The organism is Streptococcus mitis (genome assembly GCF_003942695.1).
GTDB classification, from domain to species: Bacteria; Bacillota; Bacilli; order Lactobacillales; family Streptococcaceae; genus Streptococcus; species Streptococcus mitis_BD.
The window spans coordinates 233,752-250,552 of sequence record NZ_RJNU01000001.1; the positions used below are offsets into that span (position 1 = coordinate 233,752).

At 39.2% G+C, this 16,801-nt stretch carries 14 protein-coding genes and 2 pseudogenes; 13 read left to right on the forward strand and 3 right to left on the reverse strand.

The genetic code is table 11. The features are described from left to right. Positions 1 to 6 precede the first annotated feature (6 nt). The 9 genes from essC (at position 7) to D8852_RS01095 (ending at position 11,028) form a co-directional block, all read left to right on the forward strand. Positions 7 to 4,428, forward strand: coding sequence for a type VII secretion protein EssC (gene essC / locus D8852_RS01055; RefSeq protein ID WP_125424713.1), 4,422 nt, complete (start codon positions 7 to 9; stop codon positions 4,426 to 4,428). 15 nt (positions 4,429 to 4,443) lie between these two features. After that, positions 4,444 to 4,803, forward strand: a complete 360-nt coding sequence (locus D8852_RS01060; protein ID WP_125424714.1) for a TIGR04197 family type VII secretion effector — start codon at positions 4,444 to 4,446, stop codon at positions 4,801 to 4,803. After that, positions 4,803 to 5,159, forward strand: a complete 357-nt coding sequence (locus tag D8852_RS01065) for a hypothetical protein (protein ID WP_125424715.1) — start codon at positions 4,803 to 4,805, stop codon at positions 5,157 to 5,159. Before D8852_RS01060 ends, D8852_RS01065 begins: the two co-directional genes overlap by 1 nt. A 1-nt stretch (position 5,160) precedes the next feature. After that, the gene (locus D8852_RS01070) at positions 5,161 to 6,816 is read left to right on the forward strand and encodes a hypothetical protein (protein WP_125424716.1); all 1,656 of its coding nucleotides are present in this window, start codon (positions 5,161 to 5,163) and stop codon (positions 6,814 to 6,816) included. Between the two features lie 5 nt (positions 6,817 to 6,821). After that, the gene (locus D8852_RS01075) at positions 6,822 to 7,709 is read left to right on the forward strand and encodes a hypothetical protein (protein ID WP_125424717.1); all 888 of its coding nucleotides are present in this window, start codon (positions 6,822 to 6,824) and stop codon (positions 7,707 to 7,709) included. After that, positions 7,702 to 8,025, forward strand: a complete 324-nt coding sequence (locus D8852_RS01080) for a DUF4176 domain-containing protein (RefSeq protein ID WP_125424718.1) — start codon at positions 7,702 to 7,704, stop codon at positions 8,023 to 8,025. Before D8852_RS01075 ends, D8852_RS01080 begins: the two co-directional genes overlap by 8 nt. Positions 8,026 to 8,561: 536 nt before the next feature. Beyond that, on the forward strand, positions 8,562 to 10,058 hold the full coding sequence (locus tag D8852_RS01085; RefSeq protein WP_223805122.1) for a hypothetical protein: 1,497 nt from the start codon (positions 8,562 to 8,564) through the stop codon (positions 10,056 to 10,058). A gap of 24 nt (positions 10,059 to 10,082) precedes the next feature. Next, positions 10,083 to 10,622 carry a hypothetical protein gene (locus D8852_RS01090; protein ID WP_125424720.1) on the forward strand — a complete coding sequence of 180 codons (540 nt, stop codon included), beginning with the start codon at positions 10,083 to 10,085 and terminating at the stop codon, positions 10,620 to 10,622. 115 nt (positions 10,623 to 10,737) lie between these two features. Continuing rightward, positions 10,738 to 11,028, forward strand: a complete 291-nt coding sequence (locus D8852_RS01095; protein WP_125424721.1) for a DUF4176 domain-containing protein — start codon at positions 10,738 to 10,740, stop codon at positions 11,026 to 11,028. A 525-nt stretch (positions 11,029 to 11,553) separates the two neighbouring features. On the opposite strand, the gene D8852_RS01105 is transcribed toward D8852_RS01095, so the two are convergent. The 3 genes from D8852_RS01105 to D8852_RS01115 form a co-directional block, all read right to left on the reverse strand. Further along, complete coding sequence (locus D8852_RS01105; protein WP_125424723.1) at positions 11,554 to 12,627, reverse strand: DUF2974 domain-containing protein; 1,074 nt, start codon at positions 12,625 to 12,627, stop codon at positions 11,554 to 11,556. 111 nt (positions 12,628 to 12,738) lie between these two features. Next, on the reverse strand, positions 12,739 to 13,515 hold the full coding sequence (locus tag D8852_RS01110) for a ferredoxin reductase (protein WP_125424724.1): 777 nt from the start codon (positions 13,513 to 13,515) through the stop codon (positions 12,739 to 12,741). An 85-nt stretch (positions 13,516 to 13,600) separates the two neighbouring features. After that, complete coding sequence (locus D8852_RS01115; protein WP_125424725.1) at positions 13,601 to 14,170, reverse strand: TetR/AcrR family transcriptional regulator; 570 nt, start codon at positions 14,168 to 14,170, stop codon at positions 13,601 to 13,603. A 322-nt stretch (positions 14,171 to 14,492) separates the two neighbouring features. Here D8852_RS01115 and D8852_RS01120 point away from each other — a divergent pair, with 322 nt between their 5' ends. From D8852_RS01120 to D8852_RS10075, 4 genes and pseudogenes are all read left to right on the forward strand, one after another. Further along, positions 14,493 to 15,170 carry a response regulator transcription factor gene (locus tag D8852_RS01120; RefSeq protein WP_125424726.1) on the forward strand — a complete coding sequence of 226 codons (678 nt, stop codon included), beginning with the start codon at positions 14,493 to 14,495 and terminating at the stop codon, positions 15,168 to 15,170. Then, the gene (locus tag D8852_RS01125; RefSeq protein WP_125424727.1) at positions 15,163 to 16,137 is read left to right on the forward strand and encodes a sensor histidine kinase; all 975 of its coding nucleotides are present in this window, start codon (positions 15,163 to 15,165) and stop codon (positions 16,135 to 16,137) included. The genes D8852_RS01120 and D8852_RS01125 overlap by 8 nt, the downstream gene beginning before the upstream one ends. A gap of 6 nt (positions 16,138 to 16,143) precedes the next feature. Then, a pseudogene (locus D8852_RS10250) lies at positions 16,144 to 16,242 on the forward strand (peptide ABC transporter); the annotation flags it as partial. A gap of 55 nt (positions 16,243 to 16,297) precedes the next feature. Beyond that, positions 16,298 to 16,548, forward strand: a pseudogene (locus D8852_RS10075) (hypothetical protein). The last annotated feature ends 253 nt before the right edge of the window (positions 16,549 to 16,801 follow it).

Sequence of the window (16,801 nt, forward strand, 5' to 3'; positions counted from 1 at the left end):
GCATATATGACAAAAGAGATCATTTTCTATAGCCTGGGTCTACGCTATGAAGTCGAGCTAGGAGCTGATAAGACCGTCTTGATTGGTACAACCGAAAAAGCGCAGGTCCATCTCCCTCAACAGACTGTTCCCATTCAACTTAAGATTGATGGGGAGGATATTTTTTATCAGTATGGGGAAGAAACGGGCCTTTTGAAGGAAGGACTAACTCTGGGGGAAGTCGTCTTTTACCTTCGCGAGGGAGAGACACGAATTTATGATCTATTGGACTTATCCGAGTTTCAGATTGCTTCACAGAAAGATGCACTGATTAGACTAGATGAAACGATTGACCTCCTACTCCAAAAGTTTCAAAATCAATGGAGGTTGACACGATTGAAGGGAGCCTTCTATCGAAACAATCGTTTGGAGTTAGAGGACCAGCAACTGCTTCACTTTGGAGATGAGCTGAGTATTGGGGGAGTGACGATTAAACTCTATCCAGATGAAGTTTGGATTCAAGGGCCTGCACAGGTCGGAAGCCAATTGCCGCTAAGAGAGCCCTCTCGTTATGGCTTTTATGAGGATTATCCAGATTATCACCGTTCACCACGTATCATCTATCGTGGGAGTGAGGATAAAATCTTGATCAATCCTCCAGGACAGGAACCGAGTAAACCCAGTGATGAACTGTTAAAACTAATCATTCCTCCCCTTATGATGATTGGGGTCACTGTCCTCATTACCCTTGTCCAACCGCGAGGTATCTATATACTCGCTACGGTCGGGATGTCAGCTGTCAGCTTGATTTTTTCAGTTCGTGGTTTTATCAAAAACCGTAAGAAGTATAAGGCGGATAAGAAGGAGCGGGTTGACCTGTATCATCTCTATTTGAAAGACAAGGCCATGGAATTGACCCGTCTGGAGCGGGAACAAAAAGAAGGGATGCATTACCATTTTCCGACGGTTCTGGAATTGACGGATTTGGTTGAGAGCTACAACCATCGGATTTACGAAAAGACTCCTTTGCATTTTGACTTCCTATACTATCGTTTGGGGTTAGGAAAACTTCCTACCAGCTATGAGTTGAGTTATGGTCAACAGGAGCGAAGCGGGAAGAAGGATGCGTTGGAAGAAGAGGGCTATGCGCTTTATAGCCGTCATAAAAAGATTCCAGATATGCCTATTCCAGCGAATCTCAGCCATGGACCAGTGGGGTATGTCGGACCTAGAAATCTCGTCTTAGAACAGCTCCAGCTGTTGGTTATGCAGTTAGCGACTTTCCACTCTTATCACGATGTGCAGTTTATTACCATCTTGCCTGAAGAGGAGAGAGACCAATGGTCTTGGATGCGGTGGCTTCCGCATGCCAAGCTACAAGAGCTGAATGTCCGTGGTTTTGTCTACAACCAACGGACACGGGATCAAGTTTTAAACAGTTTGAACCAAATCTTAAAACTGCGCCGTACCCAAAAAGAAGAAGCCTCCCATAAGGAGAGCACGCTTTTCCATCCCCATTATGTGGTTTTAGTGACCGATGAAAAACTGATTTTGGACCACGTGATTATGGAGTTCTTTACCGAAGATCCGACAGAATTAGGCTGTTCGCTGGTCTTTGTGGAGGATGTGATGAGTTCCTTGTCTGAGAATATCCAGACAGTCATCAACATCAAGGACCGTAATACGGGCCAACTGGTCATGGAAGAAGGGGTCTTGAAAGAGACGGACTTCCGCTTGGATCATTTTCCAGCAGATTATGACAAGGAGCGGATTGCCCGTACCTTGGCACCGCTCAACCACCTCCAAAACCTCAAGAGTTCAATCCCAGACTCTGTGACCTTTATGGAAATGTATGGGGTAGAGACCTTTGAGGACTTGCAGGTATTGAGTCGTTGGAAAAAGAACGCCCCTTATAAGAGCTTGGCTGTTCCAATCGGTTTACGAGGCAAGGAGGACTTGGTTCAGCTCAACCTCCATGAAAAGGCCCATGGCCCACATGGTTTGATTGCAGGGACGACGGGTTCAGGGAAGTCTGAAACCATCCAATCCTATATCCTGTCTCTTGCCGTCAACTTCCACCCTCATGATGTGGCTTTCTTGTTGATTGACTACAAGGGTGGTGGGATGGCTAATCTCTTTAAAAACCTGCCCCACCTCTTGGGAACTATTACCAACTTGGATGGAGCCCAATCCATGCGGGCTCTGGCTTCAATCAATGCGGAGATCCATCGCCGGGAACGGCTCTTTGGAGAGTTTGAAGTCAACCATATCAATCAATACCAGAAGAAATTTAGAAACGGAGAAGCAACCGAGCCCCTGCCTCATCTCTTTCTCATCTCGGATGAGTTCGCGGAGCTCAAGGTTAACCAGCCTGATTTTATCAAGGAGCTGGTGTCTATCGCTCGGGTCGGGCGTTCCCTCGGAGTTCACTTGATTCTAGCCACGCAGAAGCCATCAGGTGTGGTGGATGACCAGATCTGGTCCAACTCACGCTTTAAGATTGCCCTTAAGGTGGCGGATCGTTCGGACTCCAATGAAATGCTTCATACGCCGGATGCGGCCGAGATTACCCAGACGGGTCGTGCTTATCTGCAGGTCGGAAATAATGAAGTCTATGAACTCTTCCAGTCAGCTTGGTCAGGGGCAGACTACCAGCCGGACAAGGACGATATGGGGATTGAGGATCACACCATCTATCTAATCAATGAATTGGGTCAATATGAAATCTTGAATGAAGACCTATCTGGTTTAGAAGAAGCCGAAGAAATCAAGGAAGTTCCGACAGAGTTGGATGCGATTGTGCAGCATATCCAAGTTCTGTGTCAGGAACAAGAAATTCCTCCAGTACCCCAGCCATGGTTACCTCCACTCAAAGAGCGCATTGCGCTAGAGGAGCTGGAAGCAGTGCAGCCAGCGGTTGCTTGGGAAGAAGAGAAATCCCTTTCCTTACTACTTGGGATGGCGGATATCCCGCAAGCCCAGAAGCAGGAAGCCGTCTCTATCAACCTCTCCAAGGATGGGCATGTCCTTCTTTACGGAAGTCCGGGTACAGGGAAGACCACCTTCCTTCAGACAGCTGGTATGGACTTGGCGAGAAAGCACAATCCCAAGGCTCTTACTATGTACTTGATGGACTTTGGGACCAATGGATTGGCGCCCTTGTCCAAGCTTCCGCAGGTGGCAGACACCATGCTTTTGGATCAGGCAGAGAAGATTTCTAAGTTTGTGCGGATCATGGAGCGCGAACTTAATCGTCGTAAGAAACTCCTAGCGGACTATGGTGTAGGGACTTTAGAGCTTTACCGAGAGGCTAGTGGCCAGCAAGAGCCGTCTATCGTTATCCTCTTAGACAGCTATGAGGCCATCAAGGAGGAGGCTTATGAGGCAGAACTCTTTAAACTCTTGGTGCGCATCTCTCGTGAAGGTCTCAGCATCGGAGTGCATCTCTTGATGACAGCGAGTCGACAGTCCAACCTTCGGGCTCAACTCTACTCGAACTTCAAGCACCAGTTGAGCCTGCCACAGAATGATGTGAGCGAGGTACGAGCAATCGTGGGCTCGACGCCCCTTGCCATGACCATGGAAGACATCAAGGGCCGGGCACTCATGAAACGTGAAGAGGTGGATGTAATCCAGCTGGCTCTCCCAGTCTCTGGAGCCAATGACACCCAAGTCCTCAACAACCTGCGCCAGGAAGTCGCTTCTCTCCAAGAAGCTTGGACAGGACAGCGCCCAAGTGCCATCCCGATGGTACCAGAGGAGTTGACTATGGATGTATTTCTCAATCTGCCTACGACTCAAGAAGCAATTCAGAATCGTGAGTTGCCGATTGGTTTGGAGTTTGAAATGGTACAGAGTATTGCTATTTCGTTTAATCAATTAAAAAGCTTGATTTATCTGTCTGATTCTGCTGAGTCATTAGAAAATCAAACACATCATTTATTAAATACATCACTCTGTTTTGGAAAGAAATTAAGAGTGATGCTTGTAGATCCACTGGAGGAATATAGATCTTATAGTGAAAAAGTGTCAACGTATATTAGTAGTAAAAAAGAGATTTCTGAAATAGCTCAACAATTAATATTTGAGGTGAATCGCCGACTGGAAGGAGACTTATACTCTGATTGGTTGATTTTTATGCCAAATATAAAAGTAATTGTTGAACATGGTCTGTCAGAAAAAGATTTGGACTTTTTATTCAAAAATGGTTTGCGGGTAGGATTGCATTTTGTAATTGGTGGTGAGCATTCATATATTGGGAATAACATCCATGAAGTTCCGAAATATCTTAAATCCAATGCGCAGTGGGTTATGTTGGGGATGCGTTTAATGGATCAAATGTTTTTAGATAAACCTTATAATAATAGAGAAGCTCGACTAGAGTTGGATGAGGTTTATCTGCATGATCGTAAACAAGCCGTTAAATTAAAAATTACTAAAAATGACTAATTTGGAGGGATTCGTATGTCACCAATACAAAGTAAAGAAGAAGTAGCTAGTTCTATTGCATCTGGAATTGCTAGCTCATCTAGTAGTATTATATCTGGAAATAAAGTTGATTTAGATCAATCGAGTGAGTATCCAGGAAATAGTACAGCTGCGGAGAAGATTCCTAAAGAAGCTGAGTACGCGTCTTCTATTGCAGAGGTTTTAAATGGATTTGTTTCACGGATACAGAGTACAGCCGCTGAATTTGTAGCAGTGGATAGTCAGCTTGCTGCAGACATAGATACCAATACTTCTGTGCTACCTCAAACAAGTGCAGTTCCAAAGAATAATACTACATTTGTTCCAAATACGAGCTATTTTTCAGAAGAGGAATAATGAAGACACTAACATTAGAAGAAATCGATAATAAATCAAAAGCACTGGATAATTCTCTAAATCAACTAAGTTTGGAGAAGAAGAAGTTTATTCGCAAAGAAAAGGAACTATTTGAAATGCATCGACAAAGTTTGCTTCCATTGCGACAAATCTTAGAATTGCCACTATCGTCAAAAGATTATCAAACTTATCAAGATTTGATAATGGACATAGGCAGTGTAGGTGCATTAGTAGAAGCGTGGTCGGAGGAACGAAAAGACTCAATCAAGAAACAAGAAGACCGGTTGGAAAGAGAGTTAGATGAACTCTCCCATGCTCGAAAGAAATTAATGATAGAACAGGAGTCGCAGAAGTAATATGGTAAAAATGGTATTAGGATCTTCTGATACGCAGGGTCAGACAATGGCTTCTGTAGGAGAAGCTAGAATAGCTTCCTACGATCAAGCAATTTCTGCATTATCAGCATTTGATAATGCAGGAGATTTGCAAGGGGCAGCCTATGATAGTGGTAAACAATATGGTATGAATGTAATCACTCCCTTGCTCAAGGGAGCTATCATGTACTCAGAATTAGTAAGCGAAGCTGTTCCAGGTCTTTCCTCAAAATATCGTTCAGAAGTTGGAGATGATGACCTTGATTCAGAGGTACTTGAGAGTGAAATCCGTAGTCTTGAATCTAGTCTTCATAGTATTAGAGGAATGTACAATGCTATGGTTGGAGACGAATCTACAAGTGCAAGCACTTTAAGTAGTCTTTCAAATCGTATGGATGATCTCCTAAAACAAAGAAATGAAAAAATAGATAAGCTCCGTAAGCTAAATATGTTTGCTGGAAGTTCCAATGACGTTTTTTCTGTAGGGGAAGGTAGTAGCTTAGTTGATAACTTAGCTCAAAATCTCCAAACGGGCTTAAGTCAAATCCAAACAGAATTTGCAAGTTTTAGTGGTACTTTTCCCAAGCACTCTGTGCATACTCTGGGATGGGCACAGAATATCGAGGGTGAGTGGGAAAATAAGGTTAAGATTGACGGAGATTATAAGAATGTCCTCAAAAAAATTGAGGATGGTAAGGGACTGACAGAGAAGGATATGGAGGTAATTCAATCCTATAAAAAACGTCATCCAAGTAAAGAGTTACCAGATACATTAGTTAATGCCATTGAGCAATACATCTATGAAAAGACATTAGCTGAAGCACTTGGTGATGATGGTGTTAAGTACAATACAATGAATTTGTATGATGCAATTACGGCAATCTCAGATAATGACTGGTTTAAGAGAGGAGCCCAAGTACTTGGATTAACACCGAAAAACTTGACTGAGGCTTTCCTACAATCGGACGGTGTCATAGGATTGCTGGGATCGGTTGATAAGGGGACAAAAGGTAGAAAATTTGTAAGTGGTGTAATGAGTACCATGGCTTGGTATGAATCATTAGGAAATAAGGGAGGGACACTGAAAAAGATTTTCGATGGTATTTCTGATATCGCAAGCCCTGTAGAAACTATTGTAAAAAAAGGATTGGAAGGTGCCAGAGATGCTGGAATGGCGAAATTTGGCAAGTATATAAAAGGGGGAGAAGAGGTAACAGGCTTATTAGGAAAAGGGCTCAAATATTTCCCAAAAGTAGCTAAGGTTCTGGGGAAAGTAGGTACAGTAATGACGTTTGCTGATCTTGGGATTACAGCGATTTCTAGTGGAGTAGACGAATATAGCAAAACTAAGGATATAGGAAGAGCTGCTGGGAAAGGTGCACTTTCAGCTATAGCTAGCGTGGGTCCATTAGAAGGAGCAACCATCGGAGGAGCAATAGGTGGTCTCCCAGGAGCAGCTGTTGGAGCAGTTGTTGGAGGTGTTATTCAAGGTATAAAAGCATGGAAGCCGAAATTTTTTGATGATCCTGTTAAAGGAACGAAAGAGATTATAGATGATGTTGGTAACGGTATAAAAGGAACTGTTAAAAATATATCTAATTTTATGGGTGGAATCGGTAAGGCATTAGGAGTTGGGTGAAAAGTATGAGAAAGAAATCAATTTTTAAAGCAAGTTTTGAAGAGAGTTTAAATTTGGAGGATGATGGTTTTTTGCAGTATCAGAAACAAGATTATTATAATAAACTTGGGAAAGCCTTTAAGAAAGGGAAACCCTCTTTTTGGTTTGGTATTAAAACTTTTATTCTTAGTCTGTTGTTTCCGATAGGTGCAAATTTCATGCTCCTTGCTGTTACCCTATCATTCCAAAATTCTGATCCTAAAGATTTAAGGTTACCAGTTTCTCAGTATCCTTTGCTAACAGTCGAGCTTTATTTAATTTGCTTGTTAATTTGGTTGTTATTGGTATTAATGGGTAAATTCTTTAAACGGACGTTTATTCTCCCTTATCGTTATCGATTTCATATTATAACTTTTATGATATGGTTTGTGTTTGAATTTAATTTGCTGGCAACAACTATCTCTTTACCTATATTATCAATATGGGGGATCTTAGTACTTTTGGGGCTTCAAGTATTGTTGACTTATGTAATGTTAAGAACAGAGCTTAGAAGTTTGAAAAAACGAATGTATGGAGAAGTTAAGTCACCTACCTTACAAGATAAAATTGCCAAAGGTATTGCTATTTATGGAGCAGGTATATTGGGCTTAGCTGTGATTGTTAATTATATTTTCAAAGCTTTTTCTATTAATTTTTCACATTCCGTAACTGTTTTAGGTCTCTTTATATTTTGGATTCTATTAAATATTGGTATAATCGCCATGATTGTATTTATGGAGTTTCCTTTCTTTTTAGAAGGCTATTACAAATGGAAATATCCTGAAGAGTATCGTGAGTGGGAAGGAAAATCAGTGGAAGAATGGTATGGGAAAAAATATTTAAAAAAACACAAGGAGTTATTAAAAAATGAATAATAAAAACAAAAATAAAAATAAAGAATTATTACCGTTAGGTAGTATTGTCTATCTTCAAGAAGGAACGCAGAAATTAATGATTATTGGTCGTGGAGTTATCTTTGACGACGAGGAAACTGGAGAAAAAGCATTTGCTGATTATATGGGTGTTTTGTACCCAATGGGCTTTCAAACGGAATCGACGCTTTTCTTTCAACATGAAAATATTGACAAAGTCGTTTTTGTAGGCTATTCAGATGAGGAAGAGGAGCGTTTTTCAGAAATTTATAGAGAATGGACGAAAACACTCACAGTTCCTAAGAAAGAGATAAAATAGAATTACAGTGGAGTAACTATCATAGATTCTCTATATTGGACGTAGTAATGCTAATTCTGTCTTTTTGCTGAAAGTTTTAAAACCATTAAAAAGTGTAACAAAATTCGAATAAACTATATTTTTAGAGATTGTTGAAAAAATCACTATGCTTTAAATAAAAATCAAAAACGAGGAGCTACTTTATCATTAAAGTAACTTCTCGTTTTTTGTCTGTTCTATGTCGTAAGATGAATTAGCGTGGCTATAAGCCTAAATTCATGATGCAAAAATATAGCTTTGTTTCTATGGGAAGAGGGCTGTTTTGATATTGTGGTATAATGGAACAAGAACATTTTTTTCTAGTACCTTGAAAATTCTATATTTTTCGCTTATTTATCTGCTCCGCTAATTCCAAAAAAATATCTTGTCCCTTGCCGTCAATTTTCATACTCATGATGTGGCCTTCTTGTTGATCGACTACAAGGGTAGGAGAAGCTAGAATAGCTTCCTACGATCAAGCAATTTCTGCATTATCAGCATTTGATAATGCAGGAGATTTGCAAGGGGCAGCCTATGATAGTGGTAAACAATATGGTATGAATGTAATCACTCCCTTGCTCAAGGGAGCTATCATGTATACAGAATTGCTGAGCGAAGCTGTTCCAGGTCTTCCCTCAAAATATCGTTCAGAAGTTGGAGATGATGACCTTGATTCAGAGGTACTTGAGAGTGAAATCCGTAGTCTTGAATCTAGTCTTCATAGTATTAGAGGAATGTACAATGCTATGGTTGGAGACGAATCTACAAGTGCAAGCACTTTAAGTAGCCTTTCAAATCGTATGGATGACCTCCTAAAACAAAGAAATGAAAAAATGGATAAGCTCCGCAAGTTAAATATGTTTGCTGGAAATTCCAATGACGTTTTTTCTGTAGGGGAAGGTAGTAGTTTAGTTGATAACTTAGCTCAAAATCTCCAAACGGGTTTAAGTCAAATCCAAACAGAATTTGCAAGTTTTAGTGGTACTTTTCCCAAGCACTCTGTGAATACTCTGGGATGGGTACAGAATATCGAGAGTGAGTGGGAAAATAAGGTTAAGATTGATGGAGATTATAAGAAGGTTCTTGAGAAAATAAAAGATGGCAAAGAACTCTCTGAGGATGATGTGAAAGCGCTCGAAGCTTATCGAAAACGCTATAGAAGGAACCTTCCTGATAGCGTGAATAATGCTTTGAAGAATTATGTTGAAAAAGAAACCAATGATCTTGTAAAAATGATATCAAATACTTTAGAGGCATATAAAAGAGGAGAAATTAGCGAAGAAGCTATAAATGATGTTTTTAATTTCCTACAACAAAATGGTATAAATATTTCTCTAGAAGATCTCAAAAAAACATCTGGAAAACTTTTAGAAGATAGTTTAATCTCAAAATTGAGTGATAAATGGTCTGAGTTAGCGACAGAATATTACACCTCTTACATGCTTCCATATCAAGTTCCATATTTAATCAATGGCTTAAAATCACAGATTGGGAATACACTAACGAAATATGGATTAAGTGCACTTCTATCAACTGCACCTGGATCTACAGTTAATAAAATAGTGGGAGAAAGCATTGAAAAAATTGGAGATGCTGTAATACCGTTTGTTAATAAACTGAGTGGATTCTTAGGAGATGCTAAATTTGCAAAGGCATTACCATTTGGATTAGGAGCGGGACTTGACTTTGCAGGGCAATTGTTAGGTGGTGAAGAACTTGGAGATGCAGCAATTAAGACAGGTGGGCATCTTGGAGTATCATTGTTAGCTACAGCATTATTAGGTCCAGGAGGATGGGCTTTTGGTGCAACAGTGGTGGGATCAATGGCTTTTGATTACCTATATGATAAATATGGGGATAAAGTCGTGGAATTTTCTGGTGATGTTTGGGATGGTACAAAGAAAGTAGTAGGTGATACGATGAAATCTGTCAGTGATACAGCTGAGAAAATATGGGACAGTGCGGGAGATGCAGTTAATGGATTTTTCTCGGGATTAGGTAGTGTTTTTAATTAATAAATTAACGGAGAAATTTTAATTATGAAAATATATATTGGTTATTTGGATTCGAAATGGATTTATTTTGATGAAGAAAACGAAGTATTTCAATATCAAGATCAAAAAAATAGTTCTAATTGGATTATGGTTGCTGCTCCACTTGCAGTCTTTCTTTTAAAAGGAATTGCAAGTGCTTTAAATTCAGCCTTTGGGACATTATCGTATACGATTAATATCAGTATTGCAATGATTGGAACTCTGATAGTTTGCGGAATGTTGATGATAGCGAAGGTGAGAAAAAAAAATCCGAGAACTGGTTGGAAAACAGTTGTTTTGAAGGAAAAAGAACTCAAAACGCTATTAGTAAAGGTGATTTCAATTTTTATTATTAAGATTCTTTTTATTATTTTAGGGATTTATTTTTTAGTTACTTATATTAGAGAAACCGATTTTTTGTGTCTGATGATATATCTACTTGCTTTTGCTTGTGTTATGCATTTTCATCAGGAATTTAAGACAAGTAAAATTAAAAAAATATTGAAAAAACAAAAAATATTGTTAAATGGTTTGGGAGATTCATAGTAGGCAGGGAATAAATATTTCATTGCAAGCAAACTTAAGATATATGTAAAACTTTTTAAATTTAAAGAAAAGTTATTATATTTATATAAAATTATCCTTAGAGGAGATGTATAAAATGACTAACTTATTACCTATTGGTACTGTTGTTCGCCTTCATAATGGAACGATTGATGTGATGATTATAGGTAGATTTCCATTGTACAATCAAGAGGGTACAATTGGCTATTTTGATTATGTAGCATGCCTATATCCAACAGGGGCAGCAAATGAAGAACTCTTATATTTTAACCAAGAGAATATTGAAAAGGTGGTATTCGAAGGATATCATTCGGAAAAAGAAGATGAGTTACAAGAATTATTCAAGAAACAAAAGGATAGTATTAAATATCCAAAATTGAAGGTATAATTTAGTTTATAGGTTTATTTCCAAAACAATAAACTTGCTAACTTTCATTCGTGGAGGATCTATATTAAAATTGTAAAACTATTTGTTGCTTGGCTCTTTATCAACTGTAGTGTGTTGATGAAAAGTGAACATTGAGAGAGTACGGGATTCGTTCTCTCTTTTTTATACTCTCAACTCTCTATTTAGTGGCTAACTTGAAAGTAAATAAAGTTTTAAAACCATTAAAAAGTGTAACAAAATTCGAATAAGCTATATTTTTAGAGATTGTAGAAAAAATCACTATGCTTTAAATAAAAATCAAAAACGAGGAGCTACTTTATCATTAAAGCAACTTCTCGTTTTTGTTTGTTCTATGTCGTAAGAAACTCCTAGCGGACTATGGTGTAGGGACTTTAGAGCTCTACCGAGAGGTTAGTGGTCAGCAAGAGTCGGCTATTGTTATCCTCTCAGTGTACCGCACCACGCTTCAAGTCAAGCGCGATAGAGAAGCTGGTGTGGTACAGTATCAGAAAGTATTTTTATACCTTAACGATTTTTCCAAGCTTGGTAGCGAGTATCAATCAAGAGTTGGGTTAAGCGTCCCATGGTTTCTCTTTCTTCAGGAGTGAGGGATTGGGCTTGGATAAAGAGATGGTGAATGTGTTCAATGACCTTGAAGGAAGAAAGGTCGTTGATAGAAGAGATGCCTGCATCAAGAATGATTCCAAAAAAGAGATCGAAGTAGAGCTGCAATTCTTCGTCAGGAACTGTCTCAACCCATTCCTTGAAAGTAGTATCGACTTGTTGGCTGTCACTATTGGTCTCATCCAGTTGGACAAAGTGTTTGTCTTCAACTTGCCAACTAAAGGTGTCGTGCTGGGCGATACCACCTAGGGCAGTGCTTCGAACGACGATTTTTTTATCAGGAATTTCCAGCATCATACCGATGATAGAACCTTGTGGGATAAATACTTTCGTTCTTTTCATCATGTTTTGATAACCAGCTGTTTCGGTTAGTTCCTTGTGAAGCCCAGGCGCATCAAAAGTATAGACGGCGACAATGTTTTTTTGTAAGAGTGGATCGAGTTGACTAGTAGCATAGACGGCTAGATTGCCCCCTTTTGAGTGTCCTGCCAGAATAACTTTTTGGTTAGGATGTTGAGCAAAAAAGTCCTGTAAATACTGAAGGGCGTGTTTTTGAGCTGGGATTTCCGTCATATAGGTCATATGGAAATCTTCTTTCCAACCAATGATACTATCATCCGTCCCACGAAAAACAAGCACATAGGTATCGAGACTGATACGATAAGTCATGGCTGCAAACTGTTTTTGCAATTCAGGATCAATATCATTGATAAAGTTTGATAGTTTGCAATTTTTAAACCGTTTGTGTTGAGCGAGTTGATCCAACAACTGGAGGCGGTTCTTATTGGTCAGCATCGTCGTTTCTCTAGGGATTTGAGGTGCAAGAACTATGAGGCGCTGGGGTTCTTGGGTGACTACACCATCAAAAGTAAGGTAGGTTAATTCGGTCAAGGCAAGAACATCTAACTCACTCACGGGGAGGTCATAAAAGGAATCGTATGCTACATCATTCAAGTAGTCAAAAATATTGGCCATAAAAGCTCCTTTCTCTATGTTTATCCTATCACATTTACCTAGAATTAGCTAGTGGGCTTGTTCGAATGACCTAGTAGGGTTTGATTGAAATACATAGAAGATAGATTGCTCCTATTTCAAACCTCTAAACGAGCTTACTTGTATATTTTTGCTATCAATCCCATTTTCCTTTAAAAAATTCTTCATCTCATTTACATCATCAGGCTGACCTGTGATGAGATAGCTGGCTTGATTGCCGTATTCATCAATAGCACGTTTTAAAAATTCTTGACTTTGAAAAAATTCATCGCTTGTTTTATAAGTAAAATTCGATGTTTTCTGAGCTAGTTCCTTCATTTCTTTATCAAAAATAGTCACTCCTTTGTCAAAATGATTGAGTACAATCGGGCATTTACCAGCCCATTCTTTGATAAGGGGGCGTAGAGCAGAAATGCCGACATCAGATGCAAAGCAAACTAGTGGCTGATTCATATCTTTAACGGTCAAAGAGGAATCCAGCCAACTCATCTCAATCTCACTGCCAGCCGGTAAATGTGTCAAGGTTTCCTTAAAGAGGCTACCACTATTATGAGTCAAAATGAGAATTTCATCTTCATCAGGTGTGGAGGCAATGGTTAGCCATCGACTGGTTTGCTCTCCCTTAGCTTCATATTTACTAGCAGTAGACGAGGTATCAGGGAGTGTAAACTTGGCATAAGCCCCAGCTTTCCAGATTTGATGACTCGGTTTTGTGATATGAATTAAATATAGATCTCCGCTGGGGTTTTCGATGGATTTTATCGATAATGTCTGACTTCGTCCAAGGTAGGCGATGGCACCCCAAGTTATAAGGCCTAAGACTCCAAGTGTTGATAGAATGATAATAAACATTTTTTTACCTCTTTTCATTTTTTATGACTCCTGTTCTTAATTTTATGAATGAACTAAAAACAAATTCATTCATATTTTTCCAAAAAATAAAGAAATCCATTCTTTATTTTAGAACTCCTTTAATGAAGTTGGTTGCAAGTATTTCGACAGTTTTGCCAATATCTGGAAAATCTTTTTCCGTGATATGCATATCCATGTAGTAAAACAGATTATAAACCTGTAAAATATCTTGAATCTTTTCTGGCGAATACCCTTCACCTTGCATACGATTTGTAAAAGTTTTAACTAGAAACTGATGAAATGGATTTGCGACTTTGCCTTCTTCCGAGGAATAGTAGCTGTGTAACTCATCTGCTATGGCAGGATTGTACCATTCTGCAAGGATTTTATTGGAAGAAACGAGAGTTCTGGACTGAGCAAAGAGTTGACCAATGAGGTCGGTCATGTCAATTTCCCAATCTAGTTCTTCGATCATAGCTTGGCGAACACGGTTGTTTTCATCTATATAGATGTCTAGAAAAATGGCTTCTTTACTTTCGTAATAGTTATAAAAAGAGCCAACTGCCACCCCAGCTTGCCTAGCAATTTCTGAAATTCCTGTCGCCTTGTAACCTTTTTTCGAAAAAACTTCATAGGCCGCTGTCTTTAAAGCTTGTTTTTTGTCCAATCTGATTTAACCTCCTTTATTTAATGAATGAATAAATTGATTTATTCATTCACATTCTAACAAATCATGACTAGCTTGTCAATAAGAAGGCTAGATCTATTAAATAAGTGAAAGAAACGCTAACTAAATGAGCACAAAAAGGAAAATATAGGATAAGGCTGGAACTATACTTAAAAATAAGGTATGATATCAGTGGGATGTTCTCTATATAGCATCTGTTTACTGATCTGGATTTGTGGGGAATAGGCTGCTAAACAGTATGAGACACTGATCCGTAAATCTGATATGAAGGGTTTTGATACTTTGAGAAATAGCAAAGGAGGAGCGCATGCACAAGATTTTACTAGTAGAAGATGACCAAGTTATTCGACATCAAGTGGGAAAACTGCTCTCTGAGTGGGGCTTTGAGGTCATTTTGGTAGAAGATTTTATGGAAGTATTGAGCTTATTTGTTCAGTCAGAGCCTCATTTGGTCCTCATGGATATTGGCCTGCCACTCTTTAATGGTTACCACTGGTGTCAGGAGATTCGTAAGATTTCTCAGGTACCCATTATGTTTCTGTCTTCGAGAGACCAGGCTATGGATATCGTCATGGCAATCAACATGGGAGCAGATGACTTTGTGACCAAGCCTTTTGACCAGCAGGTGCTTCTTGCAAAGGTTCAGGGCTTGTTGCGCCGTTCTTATGAATTTGGCCGAGATGAAAGTCTGCTGGAATATGCGGGTGTAATCCTCAATACCAAGTCCATGGACCTGCACTATCAGGGGAAAGTTCTGAGTTTGACCAAGAATGAATTTCAAATTTTGCGAGTGCTGTTTGAACACGCTGGCAATATCGTGGCGCGTGATGACCTGATGCGGGAACTCTGGAATAGCGACTTTTTCATCGATGACAATACCTTGTCTGTCAATGTTGCTCGTTTGCGCAAAAAGTTGGAGGAACAAGGCTTGGCAGGTTTTATCGAGACTAAGAAAGGGATAGGATACGGACTGAAACATGCTTGATTGGAAATCATTTTTTCTAGCCTATCTGCGTTCTCGCAGTCGCGTTTTTGCCTATATTTTTTCATTAGGCTTTCTCGTCCTTCTCTTTCAGTTTTTATTTGCTAGTCTAGGAACTTATTTTCTTTATTTCTTTCTGCTCAGTGGCTTTTTGACCTTCTTATTTTTGGCTTGGGATATATTTGCAGAAGCTCAGGTTTACCGGCAGGAAGCACTCTATGCTGAGCGAGACCCCAAGTCTCCTCTGGAATGTGCGCTAGCAGAAAAACTTGAAGAGCGAGAGTCTGAATTGTATCAAAAGAAGTCGGAAGCCCAAAGTAAACTGACGGATTTGCTTGATTACTATACCTTGTGGGTCCATCAGATTAAGACGCCTATTGCAGCTAGTTGCCTTTTAGTAGCAGAAGTCTCTGATCGTGAGGTCAAGCAGCAACTGGAACAGGAAATCTTTAAGATTGACTCCTATACCAATCTGGTGTTGCAGTACTTACGTTTAGAGAGTTTTCATGATGACTTGGTATTTGAACAGGTCCAAGTGGAGGACTTGGTTAAGGAGATGGTTCGTAAGTACGCACTTTTCTTTATCCAGAAGGGACTAACAGTCAATCTCCATGACCTTGACAAAACTATCGTGACCGATAAGAAATGGTTGTTAGTCGTCATTGAACAAATCCTTTCAAACAGCCTCAAATACACCAAGGAAGGTGGTTTGGAAATCTATATGGAGGATCAGGATCTTTGTATCAAGGATACGGGAATCGGGATAAAAAATAGTGATGTCCTCCGAGTCTTTGAACGTGGCTTTTCAGGCTACAATGGGCGTTTGACCCAGCAATCATCTGGACTTGGCCTCTATCTATCTAAGAAAATTTCTGAAGAACTGGGTCACCAGATTCGCATCGAGTCTGAGGTTGGGATAGGAACAACTGTTCGCATCAAGTTTTCCAATAGGAATCTGATAATTGAGTGAGCATAGTTGATGATAACCTTATCCATCTGTGGAATTTTTGTTTTAGTCGATATCTCTATTTTTATGATAACGTCTAGAAGTTACCGTAAGATTGTCCAGATGTAAAAAATGTTACACTAGGAAACGACTAGAATATAGTCAAAAAATAAAAGAGACAAAAATGAAAGAAAGTTATTTTGACGGAGGAATCATAGATTATATTGGATGCTCCATCTTAGTAGCCATAATTTTCGGGCTTACCTTGGAGATCGCAACACCTTGGGCGGTTTGCATGATGAAAAATTGAAAATCAAACACACGGTAGTGGATGGGTAACGTCTATACTTTGACGGGATTGGAGCACAACTGTTCGGTAACTGGATCAAGTGGTTTCTTCTAACCATCATCACGTTTGGAATCTATGGCTTCTAGTTGAAAATCAAAATGAAGCAATGGATTGTCGAACACACCAATCATGTTTAAAGATTAAAACGGCATCTTCTTTCAGAGGAGATACCGTTTTTTTCTTTTTCGTATAAGGAAACAAAAATTTCTTCCTTTCTCTATCTGTTCAATTGATAGATTTCTTTGGAGAAAGACTGTAAAATTTTTGATATAATGTTAAGGATAGACTGACGTATGTTTAAAGGATAATTTTCAAAAACATAACAGGTGAGAATTAAAA

Coding starts and splice junctions, on each gene's coding strand:
- essC (WP_125424713.1), top strand. CDS start 7: ATGACAAAAGAGATCATTTTCTATAGCCTGGGTCTACGCTATGAAGTC.
- D8852_RS01060 (WP_125424714.1), top strand. CDS start 4,444: ATGTCACCAATACAAAGTAAAGAAGAAGTAGCTAGTTCTATTGCATCT.
- D8852_RS01065 (WP_125424715.1), top strand. CDS start 4,803: ATGAAGACACTAACATTAGAAGAAATCGATAATAAATCAAAAGCACTG.
- D8852_RS01070 (WP_125424716.1), top strand. CDS start 5,161: ATGGTAAAAATGGTATTAGGATCTTCTGATACGCAGGGTCAGACAATG.
- D8852_RS01075 (WP_125424717.1), top strand. CDS start 6,822: ATGAGAAAGAAATCAATTTTTAAAGCAAGTTTTGAAGAGAGTTTAAAT.
- D8852_RS01080 (WP_125424718.1), top strand. CDS start 7,702: ATGAATAATAAAAACAAAAATAAAAATAAAGAATTATTACCGTTAGGT.
- D8852_RS01090 (WP_125424720.1), top strand. CDS start 10,083: ATGAAAATATATATTGGTTATTTGGATTCGAAATGGATTTATTTTGAT.
- D8852_RS01095 (WP_125424721.1), top strand. CDS start 10,738: ATGACTAACTTATTACCTATTGGTACTGTTGTTCGCCTTCATAATGGA.
- D8852_RS01105 (WP_125424723.1), bottom strand. CDS start 12,627: ATGGCCAATATTTTTGACTACTTGAATGATGTAGCATACGATTCCTTT.
- D8852_RS01110 (WP_125424724.1), bottom strand. CDS start 13,515: ATGAAAAGAGGTAAAAAAATGTTTATTATCATTCTATCAACACTTGGA.
- D8852_RS01120 (WP_125424726.1), top strand. CDS start 14,493: ATGCACAAGATTTTACTAGTAGAAGATGACCAAGTTATTCGACATCAA.
- D8852_RS01125 (WP_125424727.1), top strand. CDS start 15,163: ATGCTTGATTGGAAATCATTTTTTCTAGCCTATCTGCGTTCTCGCAGT.